The sequence below is a fragment of the Priestia sp. 3CA3 genome, assembly GCF_056836725.1.
On sequence record NZ_JBXENJ010000002.1, the window covers coordinates 240,890 to 256,158 of the forward strand.

The window sequence follows — 15,269 nt, forward strand, 5'->3', positions numbered from 1 at the left end:
CTAGTCTGATAAATTAGTTAATTTTTTCTTTATTTCGTTACTTTCAACAGATATCAGCATTTATACCCGAGCGTACTAAATCGTATTTCTTATACGTGTTATAACAACTTTTTTCTATGAGAAACAGAACGTAAAATACCCCCTTGGTTTTTCATAAAGGGGAACAAAGCCCCGAATGGTGCTTTATACGACTTTATTTGACAAACACAAATTTATGGGTAAACTAAGTTCAGATGATTGTATTTCACTTTGTTTCAGTTTAATAAAAAAACGAAGCATCTGCGAGTAAGCAAAAAATAACTGCGTAAAGAGCTATTTATGTCAATCATCTTATACCCTAAAAACTTACCTGCACTTGAATAATAGCCTTTATTAAACTTAGCGCGTCAGCTTTTAAACGTTAATACTTTATCACCCATCTCTTTGTTAAAAGATTGAATGGGTCAACAAACTTCAGCATTCTTTACATAACGACCTTGTAAAGACGAAGAATGTAGCTATGTGTGAACATGGAATTATTACTTAGTGGAGTGAACCAACATGAGGAAATTTATTTTAGCCTTTTTAGTCGTTGTTTTAATTGTAATGCTAGGAGTTACCTATGTATTAAAGCAATTTCAGCAAACGGCTGATTTATCTTACTCGAAACTGCAGTCGGTTCAAAGTACGGTAGTCTATGACAAAAATGACCGTAAGATTGACGAATTGTATAAAACCGTTCCCCGTCAAAATGTTTCGAGCAATGAAATTCCCGATTATGTAAAAATGGCGTTTGTTGCAACGGAAGACCGTCGCTTTTACAAGCATTTTGGGATTGATTTACAAGGTATTGGCCGCGCCCTTTTTAAGAACATTGTAACAATGAGTAAAGCTGAAGGCGCAAGTACCATTACACAGCAGTTAGCAAGAAATCTTTACTTATCTAGTGATAAGACCATTAAACGTAAAGTAGATGAAATGTTTCTATCACTAGGCTTAGAAAGACAATTTACAAAAGATCAAATTTTGGAATTATATTTAAATCAAATTTATTTCGGAAGCGGTGTATACGGTATTGGTGCAGCTTCTCAGATTTATTTTAATAAGCCTGTATCAGATTTAACCGTAGGCGAAGCTGCGCTTTTAGCAGGACTCCCAAAAGCGCCGAGTACGTATTCACCAAGCAATAGTACAGAAAAAGCAACAGCCCGACGAAACGTTGTATTGAAACTGATGCATGACCAAAACGTTATTAGCGATACTCAGTATCAGCAAGCGTTAAACGAACGCGTAGTCGAGCCTAGTATTCCGGTTAAAAAACCGAACTCAAATCAAGCATTTATTGATTATGTAATTAAAGAAGCTGCTCAACAATATGGCGTATCTGCTGATGATCTTTATAAGGGTGGTTATGCCATCTATACAGATTTAGATCCTAATTTACAGGAATCGATTAATAACTCTGTAGCAAATCATACGTTCCGAGATGATGACATCAACAGCAAAGTAGAGGTTGGGATTTCAGCTGTCAACCCTAAAACAGGCGGGATTTCAGCGATGTATGGAGGACGCAGCTATGAACGAAACGGCTTAAACCGTGCTACAAGCGGCTATCAGCTTGGTTCAGCTATTAAGCCTTTAGCCGTATACGGTCCAGCACTAGAAACTGGAGATTATACACCAACTTCACTCTTAAGTGACGAACGACAAGACTTTGGCGGTGGATATAGCCCTAAAAACGCAGAAGGTGAATATCAAAAGCATGTGACAATGCGTGAAGCACTTACTCGTTCACTTAACGTTCCAGCTGTTTGGCTTTTAAAACAAATTGGTATTGATACAAGCGTAAAATTCATGGAAAAAGCTGGACTTCCTCTTGAAGATGACGATAAGTCAAAATTAGGACTTGCTCTTGGAGGAACGACGACAACGTTCTCTCCCCTTCAGTTAGCACAAGGATATACAACCTTCGCTAACAAAGGCGTCATGACTAAGCCGTACGCAATTCGAAAAATTGAGATGCGCGACGGTGAAGTGAAAAAGCCAGACATTCAGACAGAGCGAGTAATGAGTGAAGAAAATGCGGATACAATGACATCCATGCTGCAAGACGTAATTGAAAAAAGCTATGGAACAGGTGTTAACGCTCGTTCTTCACGAGATGCTGCAGGTAAAACCGGTACAACCAACGACGTCAAAGATGCTTGGTTTGTCGGGTATACCGATGATGCAGTCGTTTCTATCCACGCTGGCTTTGATAATGCTAATTCTACGCAAACAACGAAATACTTATCAGGCGGCGGCGGACAAGACCCTGCTACACTGTTTAGCTCAATTATGAATAACTGGTAACCAAAAAACCTCCAACTTCACTGTTGGAGGTTTTTTTAAGATAAATGCGTTTTATGCTTAAGTGAAAAAAAGGAAACGTTAATGACTTTGCAAATCGTTACATAATGCAGAACGGTCAAAACAACCACGCCACAGTTCATCCCGATAATAATTCCCTGCATGCCAATATTTGTTTGTGATCCTAAGAAAAACATCAGGGAAAAAGAGACAATATGAGACCAAATCGTATGATAAAAAGCATCTTTTACATAGCCGAGTCCAATTAAATAAGCTTGAAGCGGGACGGCAAAGAAGTGAAAAAGAAAATACGGCCATAAAGCCTTTAGATAGTACACGGCTTCTGTAGAATGAAAAAACAAGTTAGTAAGCGGCTCAGCAAAGAAATACATCGCCACTATAGACGGAATCCCATATAAAAATGTCATTTGCATACTTTGAGTCAAAAGTCTTTGAAGCTGTTCTTCCTGATTTTTCGCATGAGCTTCAGATACAGCAGGTATGAGTGCTACTAAAAGAGAGTGAGCAAAGAAAGCCGGAAAAAAGCCGATCGACATCGCTACCCCTGTTAGCATACCAAAATGCTGCGTTGCCCCGGTTAACGTCATGCCCGATAAAACGAGCGCGTGTTTGATTAAAAACGGCTGAATAGCATTACATACCGCATTAAATAAACGCAGTCCCGTGGTCGGAAGTGAGACGCCTAACAGCTTTTTCCGAATCTCACTTGGAGAAAGCAGAGGCCTGTGCCCTCTTGATAAAACACTTAACTGAGTAACATACGTGATAAAAAAATAAAGCAAAATAACAGCTTCGGTTCCAATCAGTGTACAAATCGCAATAAACAGAGACATTTTAACATCTGTGAAAGCGAACATTTGAAAAACAACAAATAAAATAGTTAGCTGAAAGGCTTTGCGAATAAAATTAGACACAGCGATGGTCGTCATATTATTTTTACCCGTAAAATATCCACGAAGCACCGCTGAAAATGAAACAACCGGAATGAAACATAGTACAACCCATTTCAAGTAAGGATGATAGTGACTGAAAAATGGAAAGGCTGCTAATACGGCCAGTGTAATAAAAAAGATCCCCAAGCTCACAGCAGTCGCAAAAATGGTGGCATGCTTCATCATATGCTGATGTTCTTTGCGATGATGTTCAGCAAGAAATTTAGAAATAGAAATAGGCAGTTCTAAGTTGGCTACGGTGGCAATAAGAAAAATGATAGGAAGAACAGTCATGTACATGCCCATGCCTTCCCTTCCTAATTCTCTAGCAAGTACCATATTTACAAGAAATTCAATTAACTCTCCTGCAAAGGCAGCACCTGCTAGAATAAACGTTCCTTTCAAAAAAGTGTTCATCTCGTTATCTCCTCTATCTCCCGTCCTTTTTCATCACTACCTCTTCTCTCTATGTATATGACAAGCCCAATACGAATTATTTGTCTAATTGTATTTTTTCGGTGTACAAGTTCTTGTATAATGTTCAACCTATGTGAAAAAAAACCGTTATATACCTTTTTTACATAGGAAATTCATTCATTTCTTATCTTTTGGCTCTTGAAACTTACATAGAAAAACAGGAGACTGAATGAACCTGCCGATTGCTAAAGGAAATAGAGCATGCTGTTTTAATGTAACAAATTTACATATTAGTTAAGCGTCTTTATTCATCATTTTCTGGGGATGCACTTCTTTTTTTGATACCGAGGCGTTTTTGCCTAGCACAACCGAAAAGACAACAATTATTGCTATAGCAAGAGTAAAAAGTGTAATTGATTCGCCTAGAAATAGAGCTGCAAACAGAATCATTAAAAATGGCTGCAAATATTGAACCTGGCTAACTCTGGCTATTCCCCCCATAGCCATCCCGCTGTACCAAGCAACGTATGCTAAAAATTGACTCACGACTGATAGATAAATCAAACTAACCCACGCTTTTAAAGGCGCATGAAGCATTTCAGCTGTAATGCTTAGTCCCACTGGAATCATAAAAAATGGCGCACCGATGATAATGGCCCAAGCAATTACCTGCCAGCTGCCTAATTCTCTTGCTAACACCCCTCCTTCTGCGTAGCTCAGTCCAAGTATCAGCACCGCTGCTAGTAGAGCGGCATCGGCAAACTGCAGTTGACCAAATCCGAGGTGAAGAGCATACACGATAACAGCTGCAGAACCAATCATGCTTGATATCCAGAATTTGAAAGAAGGACGTTCACCTCCTCTAAACATCGCAAAACCGGCTGTGGCTAATGGTAAAAGAGCGAGTTCAACCGCTCCGTGAGAAACAGGCAATGATTTCATTGCCCAGGAAGTGAGCAGAGGAAACCCTAAAACTGCGCCTAAAGCAACGATCAGCAGACTTTTAAATTGGCGAAGAGAAGGAAATTTTTCTTTTCGTACAATCAATATCACAGCTACTAAGATAGCAGCTATAGCTGTTCTTCCTAAACCGGCGACTGTCGTTCCGAAATACTCGACTGCAACACTTGTAGAAGGAAGGGTTAAGCTAAAACAGATAACGCCTACTACCCCTAACAATAAGCCGATTTTCTCTCTCGTTTCTTTTTGCATCTTACCCTACCCCTGTCTTTTTATTTTTCAGAACTGTACCATTTTTCTAAAAAAAGTTCTGATATAATTAAAAGGATAGCGCAGGACAACTAGTAAAATAAATCATTCTTTTACCTAACTGTACGGGTACAAATTAAAGGAGTAGGACCTATGAGTTTGAAATATCTAAAAATCATGGAAGAAATTAAGCTTGGCCTAGCAAATGGATCGCTTATTGCAGGTGGTAAACTCCCTTCTGTTCGCCGACTCTCCCACCATTTTTCGTGCAGCAAGAATACCGTTATTAAAGCGTACAGCGAATTAGAAAAAGAGCATTTAATTTATTCTGTTCCTAAAAGCGGCTACTACGTTGTGGCAGAATTTCAACATAGGACGAATGAAAATGAAGTGATTGATTTCTTGTCTGCTGGTCCAGATAAAAACGTTATGCCTTATCTTGAATTTCAGCATTGTATAAACCAAGCAATTGAACACTACAAAGAAGAGCTTTTTACATACTCTGATCAACAAGGCTCTTACTCATTGCGGGTACAGTTAGTGAAACACTTGCAGAGCCTACAGGTGTTCACTCAAGCTGAAAGGTTAGTTGTTGTATCTGGGTCTCAGCAAGCTCTTCACTTATTAGTTTCTATGCCATTTCCAAATGGAAAAAATAATATCCTGATTGAACAGCCCACTTATTTCGGTTTTATCGAGTCTCTTACCCTGCACCAAGCTACTACTTTTGGGATCGAGCTATCGATGGAAGGGATTGATCTTGATCGTTTGGAGTACATTTTTCGAAATAATGACATAAAATTTTTCTATATTATTCCAAGATTCCATAATCCTCTTGGACATTGTTATACAAATTTCGAGAAGAAAAAAATCGTGGAGCTGGCCGAAAAATACGATGTATATATAGTCGAGGATGACTTTTTGGGCGACCTTGATCCCGATGCAAAATCAGATCCTTTATTTTCTTTTAATCCTTCTGGACGAGTCATTTATATTAAAAGCTTTTCAAAAATTTTTCTTCCTGGGTTACGCATTGCTGCTATCGTGCTTCCTTCGTTAATGAATAGCAACTTTTTACGATATAAATTCAGTTCAGATTTTAATAGTTCAGCGCTTTCCCAAGGCGCTCTTGAAATTTATTTAAAAAGCGGCATGTTTACTAGTCATCTTAAAAAGATAAAAGAGGTATACCATACCAAAATGCAAACTCTTGTAGAAGCATGTGATTCACTGCTGCCCGCTCATACACATTTTTCTAAGCCGCCTTCAGGATTCTATTTATCCATTAGTTTGCCTGAGCATGTGAAAGCAAAACAGATCGTCCACATGCTAAACGAGCAGCACATATATGTTGATGATGCTTCTAGATTTTTTTTACCAGAATATAAACGAGACACGCTTCTCCGATTAAGCATCTCACAAGTAAATAAGAATACGATCAAACGAGGGATTGAACAGCTGGCTCAGTGCATTACTTTAATTGATGATAGAAAACATCATCCTATTCCAAATAACCTTTTCCCCTTGTAGAATGGGAATTTAACGGACATACTAAACGAAAAGAAGCCAAGGAATTAGCATCCTTGACTTCTTTTATTTAACCGTAACGGTTATAAGAGGCATGTTATGCGTCCCTTTTGCAGAAACATGTGACTGCACGGTATATGTGCCAGGCTCAGAGAAAGATGTTTGTATCTCATATACACCTTTTCCTATTTGTTTAGGCTTTAACATCTTCCCTTTCCCTTCGCCATCTTTTTTCTCTATTTCAAATTCAATCATTTCAACGTCATCATTTTTTACTTTTTCGTCTCCATATGTAACTTCGGCTTTGTAGATACCGTTTTCATTTTTCTGTAACTTCTCTGGGCCTTGAAGGTATACGTCCAACGGTTTTGGCTGCTCAGCATTTGTGCTTTGAGCAGGTTCCTGACCACAGGCTGTTAAAAGTAAACAAAGACTGATTATAGATATACTTATTCTTTTTTTCATGTATTCATCTCCTTTTTAAACCCTTTGTTTAACTATAACGCGTATTGCAAAGAAAAAAATGAATTTTTTTAAAAAAGAAGGATTTTTAAAGGTTTTTTAAGAAAAAAAGTTCATACTGATACTAACTAGTTTTTTCCAAGGAGGAAGAAAATGAATTCCGCTAAATCTCCAGCTAAAAAATCATGGCTACAGACGTTAATCAAAAATAAAAGTGAGCGTAAAAAAGTGATCTTTATCTTTACTATCTCTTTTTTACTAGTTGTAGCAGGGCTTATTTACGTCCCTATTTATAAACATTCCCTTCCGCTTGATTCTAAAATATACGAAGGGAATTTTAAAGAGCTTGGTTCTATCGCACGAATTGGTTTCTTTGCAGCTTTAGCTATTTATCCTATCTTTTTATTATTAAAATGGAAACCGATATCGCAAATTAAAAAAGGAAAGTTTGAGTTAAAACCGCTTATTCAGTTTTTAGCCAAGTACGTTCGTCAGTGGCACGTTCCCGTTGCCCTTATATCAACTGCTTTGATTATTTTACATGGTTATATGGCTTTGATAAAAGGATTTCAAGCAAATTTTACGTACTTTTCAGGAATTATCACGATGGCTGTTCTAGCTTGTCTGCTCGTGATGGGCGTGAAGTGCTATAAGCGTACAGATAAAAAGTGGCATCTTAAATTTGCTATCTCTTTTTTGGTTTTGTTTATGATTCACGCTACCTTTTCATAACTTGCCATTGTTTAAAGTTTTTTTATATAGGGTACAGTTCACAATGAATACATGATATGTATCACTATACGTTTTACATCATTTAGGAGGTATAAACATGGCAAGAGTGTTAGCTGTATTATCAAGCGGATACGAAGAGAAAGATTATCACACAGGTTGGTGGGCAGAAGAATTATTTGCTCCGCTGCAAAAGCTTGAGAACGCAGGACACACCGTTGACTTAGCCTCACCTTTTGGAGGTAAGCCGGAACTAGACGTCCGAAGTATTTCAGAAGACTTTGATCCAGACGGAACGTATAAGAAATTATATGAGTCAGGAAGAGCGGATCAGACAATGAAACTTGAAGAAGTAGATGCTGGGAACTATGACGTTATCTTAGTAGTAGGCGGCCACGGCGCTATGTTTGACTTAGCAAAAAATGTGGACTTGCATGCACTTATGAACAAAGTGTACGACAACGGAGGTATTTTAGCAGCTGAGTGTCACGGACCTTCTGTGTTTGCTTTCTTGAAAGGATCCGATGATGAACTGTTAATTAAAGGACTAGACGTAACCGGTTATCCTGATGAAATCGAACCGGAAGAAGTACTTCCCTTTTTACCATACAGTTTAGAACAAGAACTTCGTGAAGTGGCTAATTACATCCCTGAGATGGATAAAAAAGCATATGCTGTTTGGGCAAATGATCAAATTGTCACAAGCCGAGATCCTTTTTCTTCTGAGTTAATGGGTGATGAATTAGTTAAAAAGCTAAATAAATAAACTAAAAAAAGACTGCTCGAAAGCAGTCTTTTTTTGTTTGTTCTATAGGGATGTTTGAAACTGCTGCTCTACCAAACGCTGGTAAAAAGAATGAGAGGCTAACAGCTCTTTATGCGTTCCGCTTCCTGTAACTTGCCCTTCTTCTATTACAACAATTTGGTCTGCATTAATGACCGTAGATAGACGATGGGCAATGACGAGTGATGTGCGTTCTTTCATTACTGTCTCCAATGACTCTTGCACAAGCTTTTCTGACTCGGAGTCCAAGCTAGCTGTCGCTTCGTCCAGTAATAAAAACTGAGGATTTCGTAACAGCGCTCGGGCAATTGCAATACGCTGTCGCTGTCCTCCTGAGAGATTAATACCTCTTTCTCCAATCATTGTTTCATATTGAGCTTCAAAGGACTGAATGAAATGATGAGCATTCGCTAACTTTGCTGCTTCTTCTATTTCTTCATCCGTCACATGCCGCTCTAATCCGTAAATGAGATTTTCTCGAATTGTTCCTGCTAAAATCGGAGAATCTTGCTGAACATAGCTAAATAGGTGACGCCACGAACGTAAGTTGACGTTTTGACTGTCTGTTCCATCCAAGAATATGTGACCCGATGAAGGCTCATAAAAGCGTTCGATAAGAGAAAAAACAGTAGATTTTCCAGCTCCGCTAGGTCCAACAAAAGCGGTAACTTCTCCTTTTTTAGCAGAAAATGAAACTTCCTGCAATACGGGTTTATCTTCATATTGAAAAGCAACTTTATCGAACCTTAAACTCCCTACCTGTTCAAGCACTTCTCCATTTTCATAGTTCTCTTCTTTCTCAGCTAATATATCAAAGATTCTTTCTGAAGCTCCTTTAGTTTGCTGAAAGCTCGTAACAAATCGGGTAAGTGAACCAACCGGAACCATAATTTGAAAAAGGTAAAGAACAAAAGCCACCAGCTCTCCTGCAGTGATAAATCCCTCACTCACCCGGTATGCACCAAACCCGACGATGGCAATCATAACAGCGGTCATCACCGTGCTAATAATCGGTGTAATGATAGCTTCAATTTTAGCTCTCTTTACACCGAAGAGGTAGAGTGACTGAAACGATTGTAAGCCGGAATCAACTTCTTTTTTCTCTGAACCGGATACTTTAATCAAGCGGATTTCACTCAGCATTTGAGCTAAAAAAGCTGTAAGCTTGGACATTTTATCCTGCTGCTCACGTGAAATTTTATGTATTTTTCTCGCTAGCGGCATAACCAGTACAAACATAACGGGAATAACCGCTAATAAAATGAGCGTCATGGGTACATCAAGCGTAAATAAAATAACAATGGCAACGATAATAGATAAAATATTTTTAACAAAGTCAATCATTTCTGTTGACAATAAGTTCATCACAATGGTTGTATCATTTGTAATGCGGCTTACCATTTCACCGGAACGATTTTGGTCGTAAAATGAAACCGGAAGCTTTATGAGCTTGTTCCACACTTTATGTCTGAGTTCTTTTACAACACCTTGGCCTACTTGAGCAAGGAGATAAAGAGATACTGCGCTTGTTGCCATTTGAGCAGCAAATAAACCAAGGAGTCCTGCTATAAGCTGCGGTGAGACGCCTACTGCAATTTTCTCCATCACTTCTTTAATGACAAGAGGAATAGAAAGCGACGCTCCGGTATTAATTAAGGCCAGTATGAACGAAATGAGTAGCTTTCCTGTCGGAGGGTTCGTTAGCAACCATAATTTTTTAAATGAAAAATGAATTCCTTTTTGCGTATTCATCTTAGTTCCTTTCTACTTCTTTTAATAGGTGATATCAACACTTTACCTTCAAAGTTCTATCTTATTTTACACCATTTCCTTTCTCAACCTGAACTTCTAAGCTTTTACCTATTTTTTAAACTCGTCTATACAAAAATGACAAGCTGGTCATATACTGTGGTACACTGAATTCTTTTACTAGATGAGAGGTTGAATAAGGATGTCTGTTTATATTAAATCTATTTCTATTGGCACAATTTCTGGCGGGATCGTTATTTTTGGAAACGCAGGAAATATATCGCCTCCAAGCGGCTCTACATCCGGCTCCGGTTCTAGTTCCCAAATGCCGATGCCCCCTTCTCCGAGAAATGGCCCGAGAGATAACACTACTTTTAATGGCTAATAAAAAAACAGTGAGATATTTCTCACTGTTTTTAGACTTGAATACTTGTCATCATCGCAATATAAAAAGCAAACACAAACAAACCCGCACTTAATACGCTGAGCCATACTGTCTTTTTGTAAAAACAAACAAGTAAATACACAAAAAACAGCAGTGCAACAAATAAGAATAGGATTCCTACAATCGTTACGTGAAACGTTAGAGGCAGCGTCACTTGTTTCCCATAGATAAAAGGAAGAATCGATGAATCCATTGCCATATGACTTATATTAGTTGGCGGCGATTGCGTTACCATGATAGCTGTAAATAAAAAAATGATAAGCAAAATAATGCTTTCTGCTCGAATCCACATCACGGGCTTATATTCTGGATGTTTTATCGCTTTTTTCATAAGAAAGCCATTGATGACGGCAAATGCAAGCAGCGGAATAATCGTAATATGCTTTAACAAAAGAGATTGCCCGTAATCTGTAGCCCATGAATTTACATAGTTGGACAGCCCCATGATAATAACCATCGAAATGAACCCACTTAATGAAAGAAGCACAAAACAAGCGATCGCAAAAGGAGTAAACCAGCTTAAGAAACTTTTCCAATTGGAGGTTTCTTTTGAAAAAGCGGCAACAATCAGAACCACTCCTCCCCACAGTCCAACTGCTAAAATATGAAGGGAATGAGACAACATGCCGCTAAGCACAGAAGCGGATGCTGCGTGACTTGCGTAGGCGATTCCTCCCACTAAGGCTACAGTAAGTAATGTATACATATGGGGGTGGCTCTCTATTGAAACAGCAACCATACATAAAATAGCAATCAGTACAACAAAGATCCAGGCGTGTCCCGTTCTTGTTTCCAATAATACAAGACGAACTGTTTCACCTAACCCTCTTATTTTTGAAAAAGATAAAATAATCTCAAGCGAATTTCCAACCGAAAAAAGAGCGACAGCCGCTGCACTTGCAAGTAGCCATCGCTTTGATAATAAAATTGTTGGCTTTTTTGTAAGGGGCACATATTGCAGTACGGCAAATCCTAATAATAAGGAAAGAGCTACGTATGTGAACCACTCAAAAACAGGCAACAAAATACTCATCTTTTTAAGCCTTTTTCTTTCTGAAGATTAAGAGTAATGCGCCAACCACCACTACAATAGCAATAATCATGATAACAAAAAACGATGAAGAATCGTTGTTCTCTGTTTTCTCATCATTTGCTGCTGCACTTTTTTGGTGCTGTTCGGATTGCGTGGCGCCTTGCTTTTTTTCACTATCTTTTCCGGCTGCTTGAGTATTCTCTTCTTTCGCTTCATCTTTCACATCTACTTTAAAAGCAATCGAATCTTTCATTACATGACCATCTTCCCCTACAATTTCCCAGTTTACTGCGTAAGATCCGTTTTCAAGAGGCTGATCAACAGAAGCTATTAAATCATGCCCCTCTACTTTTTGCGATGCAAGTGAAATTTTTTGTCCATCTTTTGTAATGGTCACAGTACTGATTTTCTCGATGGGTGTTTCAAAGGTTAATTTAATTTCTTTTAGAGGAGCTGTAACAGTTGCACCATTTTCCGGTACTGTTGTTTGCACATGTGTATGAGCAAAACTAACTGTCGGGACAGCTAAAAAGCATGCTAAAAGTAAACCTATTATTTTTTTCATATTTATGACTCCCTATCTCTTTTTTCTTTTTTCATTCATCATATCCAAAAATGTTTTTATGTAGACGTTTCCGAACACGATCTATTTTCCTAGTAAGTGTACTCCTTTTTCACTCAATCTCACAAGAACTATCACCAATTCGTTATAAAATGTTCACAAATCCTAGGAAATATGCTGCTGTAATTTTTTTGAATATTCTTTCAGGTTACCTTTGAATATAGTAAAATAGTTAAATAAGATGGCTGACTTTTTTCTAGCTTAAAATCCCATACAGAAAGGATAGGAACAATGAAAAAGTATACGTGCCCTTGCTGCGGTTATCAATCGTTAGACAGTGATGGTGACTATGATATTTGTGAGATATGTTTTTGGGAAGACGATCCGTATCAAAAGCTGAATGCCAATGAACTAGGAGCCAACTCTATTTCTTTAATAGAAGCTCAGCAAAATTTTATAGTTTATGGAGCATGTAATAAGGAAAGCTTACAGCACGTGAGAAAGCCTTCTGTTCAAGATGTAAAAGCTTTTAACTGGAAACCTATTATAAGTCATGAATAGGAAAACTAGTTTATAAAAAAAGAATGCTTGTGAAAGCATTCTTTTTTTAAATCAGTAAGAAGTGGAAACAAACGTAGAAAGCACATTTGTAAACTTATAAAAAGTTTGAGTTTTAGACGAAGCTCTTCCTTGTGAAGTGAATGAATGAAACATAGCACTTCGCAGCGGTTGGCTAATCTCTAATTGAATACTTTTGCCGGTACGATTTTTATTTGCAATATTTTTAGGGTTAATGCCTGCAATCTCATCGTGCCCTTTTGTAATCAGTTCCGCGGGAAATCCATTTTGATTTAATAATTGCGTTAATTTTTTTGCACGTTCCCGATCAGTTCCCCCCACAAAAATATGTTTTTCATTCCCAGAATACCCGTGAAGAGATAAAACATTATCATACATGCTTACCATCTTACGCGCTGTGGGCTCATCAAAATGAGTGCTTGTGAGGTGCAGATCTCGCGAGCCTTTCGATTTTAACGATTCGAATAGGTAAAGAGCATTTTGTTTGCTAAGCTCTTTGGCAATTTCGCTTGTCCCGCCTTCAATTCCTCCACCGTGTGGAGCAAAGATAAGGACAGGGCTTTTCGCTTCTTTAGTCGTCACTTTATAGCTAGCTGAAGACTCGTGCTGTGAGAGCTGCTTGAAATTTTGATATTTATCAGTTGATGCACTAGATGTGTCTTGAAAAGGTGAAATGAATAAAACGAATAGACAGATACATAAGGTAGAGAAACTTACTAAACGATAGCTTTTCAATTTGTACTCCCGCTTTCTATTATGCAATAAGACCTAAAACATTAGAATCCTAAAAAAACCAAAAATAATATTTTAGTAGTCTTATTTACTTATCGTTTAAAAATACAATTTATTTAATAGTTCTTAATACCTATTTATACTATTTAAAAAAACTTCAGCGCATATCCACTGAAGTTTTTCACTTTTTTGTTTTTATTTATTTAAAGCAAGCGCCAAACTAATTTTATCCAGCCAAAGAAGGCGATCCATAAAGGTATGCTCAAAGATGTTCCCCACGCTAAACCAATTAAGAAGTTTCCTCTTTCAATCATACAAACCACTCCTTATGAACATTGTAGGTGAACAAGTACAATTCTATACCTTCACTATAACAGAAAGCGCTTTCATTTAACAGTCACTTACACGTTTTTAGTGCTATATTCATACAGAAAACCGAATTTCAAATAGATAAAGGGCGATATATAAGAAAATGAATAATTACAAGGTGTAAAAGTATAAAAAACACCTAGAAAAGAAACCTTCTTTGAAGGCTTCTTTTCTAGGTGTTTTTTATTGTTCGCCGCTGCGCTGCAAGCGATTCTCAATAAATAGGCGCTCAACAAATTTATTTAGCTGGGCTTGATACAAACGGCGCTCATCTAGCGTTTTTGCGTCTTGTATTTGCTGTTTAAAGCGTTTGATTTGCTGTCTTTGTTCAACCGTTACATGATGAGAAAGAAGCATAGGTCCCCCTCCATTTCACTAACGTTTGAATTAAGTAAACCAAGGTTTACCAAAACAAACAACAAACCTGTTAGCTTCTCTTACATAAATTTTTTACTCAGCTTCTTTAGCTCCAACTAATGCTAAACCTGGGCCGTACGGCGTTGTATGGACATCTAACATTAATTCATTTGTATAAGGCACAATAGAAGCTTCCATTGCTACTTGTACTCCGTCGACTTCATACATTTCATCATTTTCAAAAGGCTCTTCAAAAGCTAACCCAATGTTAGGGATTTCACAGCTAATTCCTTTGAAATACAAGCGAATTCCTGTTATCTCCTGCTCTTCAAGTATATTGTTAATTAATTGTTTTGCTTCTGGTGTAATATGCATGACTACCCCTTCTTCCTTTCAATACTCTTGCTCTATCCTATCATATCTTTAGAGTTTTTAGAGAGAATAACTGCAATTTAAAAGCATTCTGATTATTATTTAATAATAATTATAAATAAGTATTGATTTTAATTTGATATTTGATATAATATAAACATAAGATAACAACAACTCATTAGGAGGCTATTAACTATGAATTTAGAAAACGTATTGAACCAACAAATTGCCGATTTTAACGTATTATATACAAAGCTAAATCGCTTTCACTGGTATGTAAAAGGGCCTCAATTTTTTACGCTTCATGAAAAATTTGAAGAATTCTATAATGAGACGGCGGACTATATAGATGAATATGCAGAACGATTACTAGCCATTGGAGGAAGCCCAATTGCTACGATGAAGCAATTTTTACAAGCAGCTACTCTTTCTGAAGATGGGAATGAGCAAACGAGTGAAGAAATGGTAGAAACCTTAATTAATGACTATACGCTACTTGTTAAAAACCTAAAGAATGCAGTTGAAAAAGCTGAAGCAGCACATGATCACGTAACAGCTGACTTATTCATTGGAACAATTGGCAACATTGAAAAACATATTTGGATGCTAAAAGCTGCTTTACCTGTAAAAACATCCGTACATGCATAAAAAGAGCCCAATCG

Annotated in this window: 15 protein-coding genes; 6 read left to right on the forward strand and 9 right to left on the reverse strand. The window is 37.6% G+C overall.

All coding sequences use genetic code 11. The features are described 5' to 3' along the window. The first annotated feature begins 540 nt into the window (after nt 1–540). Complete coding sequence (locus AC1VNJ_RS06055) at nt 541–2,331, forward strand: transglycosylase domain-containing protein (RefSeq protein ID WP_034270090.1); 1,791 nt, start codon at nt 541–543, stop codon at nt 2,329–2,331. 35 nt (nt 2,332–2,366) lie between these two features. On the opposite strand, the gene AC1VNJ_RS06060 is transcribed toward AC1VNJ_RS06055, so the two are convergent. Next, entirely contained in the window at nt 2,367–3,698 is a 1,332-nt protein-coding gene (locus tag AC1VNJ_RS06060) for a polysaccharide biosynthesis protein (RefSeq protein WP_013057669.1), read from the reverse strand. Between the two features lie 294 nt (nt 3,699–3,992). Beyond that, complete coding sequence (locus AC1VNJ_RS06065) at nt 3,993–4,910, reverse strand: DMT family transporter (protein WP_028412807.1); 918 nt, start codon at nt 4,908–4,910, stop codon at nt 3,993–3,995. A gap of 150 nt (nt 4,911–5,060) precedes the next feature. Between AC1VNJ_RS06065 and AC1VNJ_RS06070 the strand changes: the two genes are divergently transcribed. Next, nucleotides 5,061–6,437, forward strand: a complete 1,377-nt coding sequence (locus AC1VNJ_RS06070) for an aminotransferase-like domain-containing protein (RefSeq protein ID WP_033579453.1) — start codon at nt 5,061–5,063, stop codon at nt 6,435–6,437. A gap of 63 nt (nt 6,438–6,500) precedes the next feature. On the opposite strand, the gene AC1VNJ_RS06075 is transcribed toward AC1VNJ_RS06070, so the two are convergent. Next, entirely contained in the window at nt 6,501–6,899 is a 399-nt protein-coding gene (locus AC1VNJ_RS06075) for a FixH family protein (RefSeq protein WP_482640459.1), read from the reverse strand. Between the two features lie 150 nt (nt 6,900–7,049). Here AC1VNJ_RS06075 and AC1VNJ_RS06080 point away from each other — a divergent pair, with 150 nt between their 5' ends. After that, a complete protein-coding gene (locus AC1VNJ_RS06080; protein ID WP_482640460.1) occupies nt 7,050–7,628 on the forward strand; it encodes a hypothetical protein in 579 nt (192 codons plus the stop codon). Between the two features lie 97 nt (nt 7,629–7,725). After that, the gene (locus AC1VNJ_RS06085; RefSeq protein ID WP_482640461.1) at nt 7,726–8,391 is read left to right on the forward strand and encodes a type 1 glutamine amidotransferase domain-containing protein; all 666 of its coding nucleotides are present in this window, start codon (nt 7,726–7,728) and stop codon (nt 8,389–8,391) included. A 42-nt stretch (nt 8,392–8,433) separates the two neighbouring features. Here AC1VNJ_RS06085 and AC1VNJ_RS06090 read toward each other — a convergent pair whose 3' ends face one another. From AC1VNJ_RS06090 to AC1VNJ_RS06100, 3 genes are all read right to left on the reverse strand, one after another. Then, nucleotides 8,434–10,161 (reverse strand): ABC transporter ATP-binding protein, encoded by a 1,728-nt coding sequence (locus tag AC1VNJ_RS06090; protein WP_482640462.1) that lies wholly within the window; start codon nt 10,159–10,161, stop codon nt 8,434–8,436. Nucleotides 10,162–10,574: 413 nt separating this feature from the next. Then, the gene (locus AC1VNJ_RS06095; protein WP_482640463.1) at nt 10,575–11,636 is read right to left on the reverse strand and encodes a copper resistance D family protein; all 1,062 of its coding nucleotides are present in this window, start codon (nt 11,634–11,636) and stop codon (nt 10,575–10,577) included. A gap of 4 nt (nt 11,637–11,640) precedes the next feature. After that, nucleotides 11,641–12,201, reverse strand: a complete 561-nt coding sequence (locus AC1VNJ_RS06100) for a copper resistance CopC family protein (RefSeq protein WP_048019008.1) — start codon at nt 12,199–12,201, stop codon at nt 11,641–11,643. 288 nt (nt 12,202–12,489) lie between these two features. Between AC1VNJ_RS06100 and AC1VNJ_RS06105 the strand changes: the two genes are divergently transcribed. Beyond that, nucleotides 12,490–12,759: a CPCC family cysteine-rich protein gene (locus tag AC1VNJ_RS06105; protein WP_154992075.1), complete on the forward strand. Its 270-nt coding sequence runs from the start codon at nt 12,490–12,492 to the stop codon at nt 12,757–12,759. 51 nt (nt 12,760–12,810) lie between these two features. On the opposite strand, the gene AC1VNJ_RS06110 is transcribed toward AC1VNJ_RS06105, so the two are convergent. The 3 genes from AC1VNJ_RS06110 to AC1VNJ_RS06120 form a co-directional block, all read right to left on the reverse strand. Further along, on the reverse strand, nt 12,811–13,512 hold the full coding sequence (locus AC1VNJ_RS06110; protein ID WP_033579459.1) for a poly-gamma-glutamate hydrolase family protein: 702 nt from the start codon (nt 13,510–13,512) through the stop codon (nt 12,811–12,813). Between the two features lie 549 nt (nt 13,513–14,061). Further along, on the reverse strand, nt 14,062–14,235 hold the full coding sequence (locus AC1VNJ_RS06115; RefSeq protein WP_013057683.1) for a hypothetical protein: 174 nt from the start codon (nt 14,233–14,235) through the stop codon (nt 14,062–14,064). Between the two features lie 93 nt (nt 14,236–14,328). Then, complete coding sequence (locus tag AC1VNJ_RS06120) at nt 14,329–14,610, reverse strand: hypothetical protein (RefSeq protein ID WP_013057684.1); 282 nt, start codon at nt 14,608–14,610, stop codon at nt 14,329–14,331. 192 nt (nt 14,611–14,802) lie between these two features. On the opposite strand from AC1VNJ_RS06120, the gene AC1VNJ_RS06125 reads away from it, so the two are divergent. Then, nucleotides 14,803–15,255, forward strand: coding sequence for a Dps family protein (locus AC1VNJ_RS06125; protein ID WP_482640464.1), 453 nt, complete (start codon nt 14,803–14,805; stop codon nt 15,253–15,255). The last annotated feature ends 14 nt before the right edge of the window (nt 15,256–15,269 follow it).

Excerpts from the sequence above, each read along its gene's own strand:
- AC1VNJ_RS06055 (WP_034270090.1), top strand. The coding sequence starts at position 541 with ATGAGGAAATTTATTTTAGCCTTTTTAGTCGTTGTTTTAATTGTAATG.
- AC1VNJ_RS06065 (WP_028412807.1), bottom strand. The coding sequence starts at position 4,910 with ATGCAAAAAGAAACGAGAGAGAAAATCGGCTTATTGTTAGGGGTAGTA.
- AC1VNJ_RS06080 (WP_482640460.1), top strand. The coding sequence starts at position 7,050 with ATGAATTCCGCTAAATCTCCAGCTAAAAAATCATGGCTACAGACGTTA.
- AC1VNJ_RS06060 (WP_013057669.1), bottom strand. The coding sequence starts at position 3,698 with ATGAACACTTTTTTGAAAGGAACGTTTATTCTAGCAGGTGCTGCCTTT.
- AC1VNJ_RS06115 (WP_013057683.1), bottom strand. The coding sequence starts at position 14,235 with ATGCTTCTTTCTCATCATGTAACGGTTGAACAAAGACAGCAAATCAAA.
- AC1VNJ_RS06070 (WP_033579453.1), top strand. The coding sequence starts at position 5,061 with ATGAGTTTGAAATATCTAAAAATCATGGAAGAAATTAAGCTTGGCCTA.
- AC1VNJ_RS06075 (WP_482640459.1), bottom strand. The coding sequence starts at position 6,899 with ATGAAAAAAAGAATAAGTATATCTATAATCAGTCTTTGTTTACTTTTA.
- AC1VNJ_RS06095 (WP_482640463.1), bottom strand. The coding sequence starts at position 11,636 with ATGAGTATTTTGTTGCCTGTTTTTGAGTGGTTCACATACGTAGCTCTT.
- AC1VNJ_RS06090 (WP_482640462.1), bottom strand. The coding sequence starts at position 10,161 with ATGAATACGCAAAAAGGAATTCATTTTTCATTTAAAAAATTATGGTTG.
- AC1VNJ_RS06085 (WP_482640461.1), top strand. The coding sequence starts at position 7,726 with ATGGCAAGAGTGTTAGCTGTATTATCAAGCGGATACGAAGAGAAAGAT.
- AC1VNJ_RS06125 (WP_482640464.1), top strand. The coding sequence starts at position 14,803 with ATGAATTTAGAAAACGTATTGAACCAACAAATTGCCGATTTTAACGTA.
- AC1VNJ_RS06120 (WP_013057684.1), bottom strand. The coding sequence starts at position 14,610 with ATGCATATTACACCAGAAGCAAAACAATTAATTAACAATATACTTGAA.
- AC1VNJ_RS06105 (WP_154992075.1), top strand. The coding sequence starts at position 12,490 with ATGAAAAAGTATACGTGCCCTTGCTGCGGTTATCAATCGTTAGACAGT.
- AC1VNJ_RS06100 (WP_048019008.1), bottom strand. The coding sequence starts at position 12,201 with ATGAAAAAAATAATAGGTTTACTTTTAGCATGCTTTTTAGCTGTCCCG.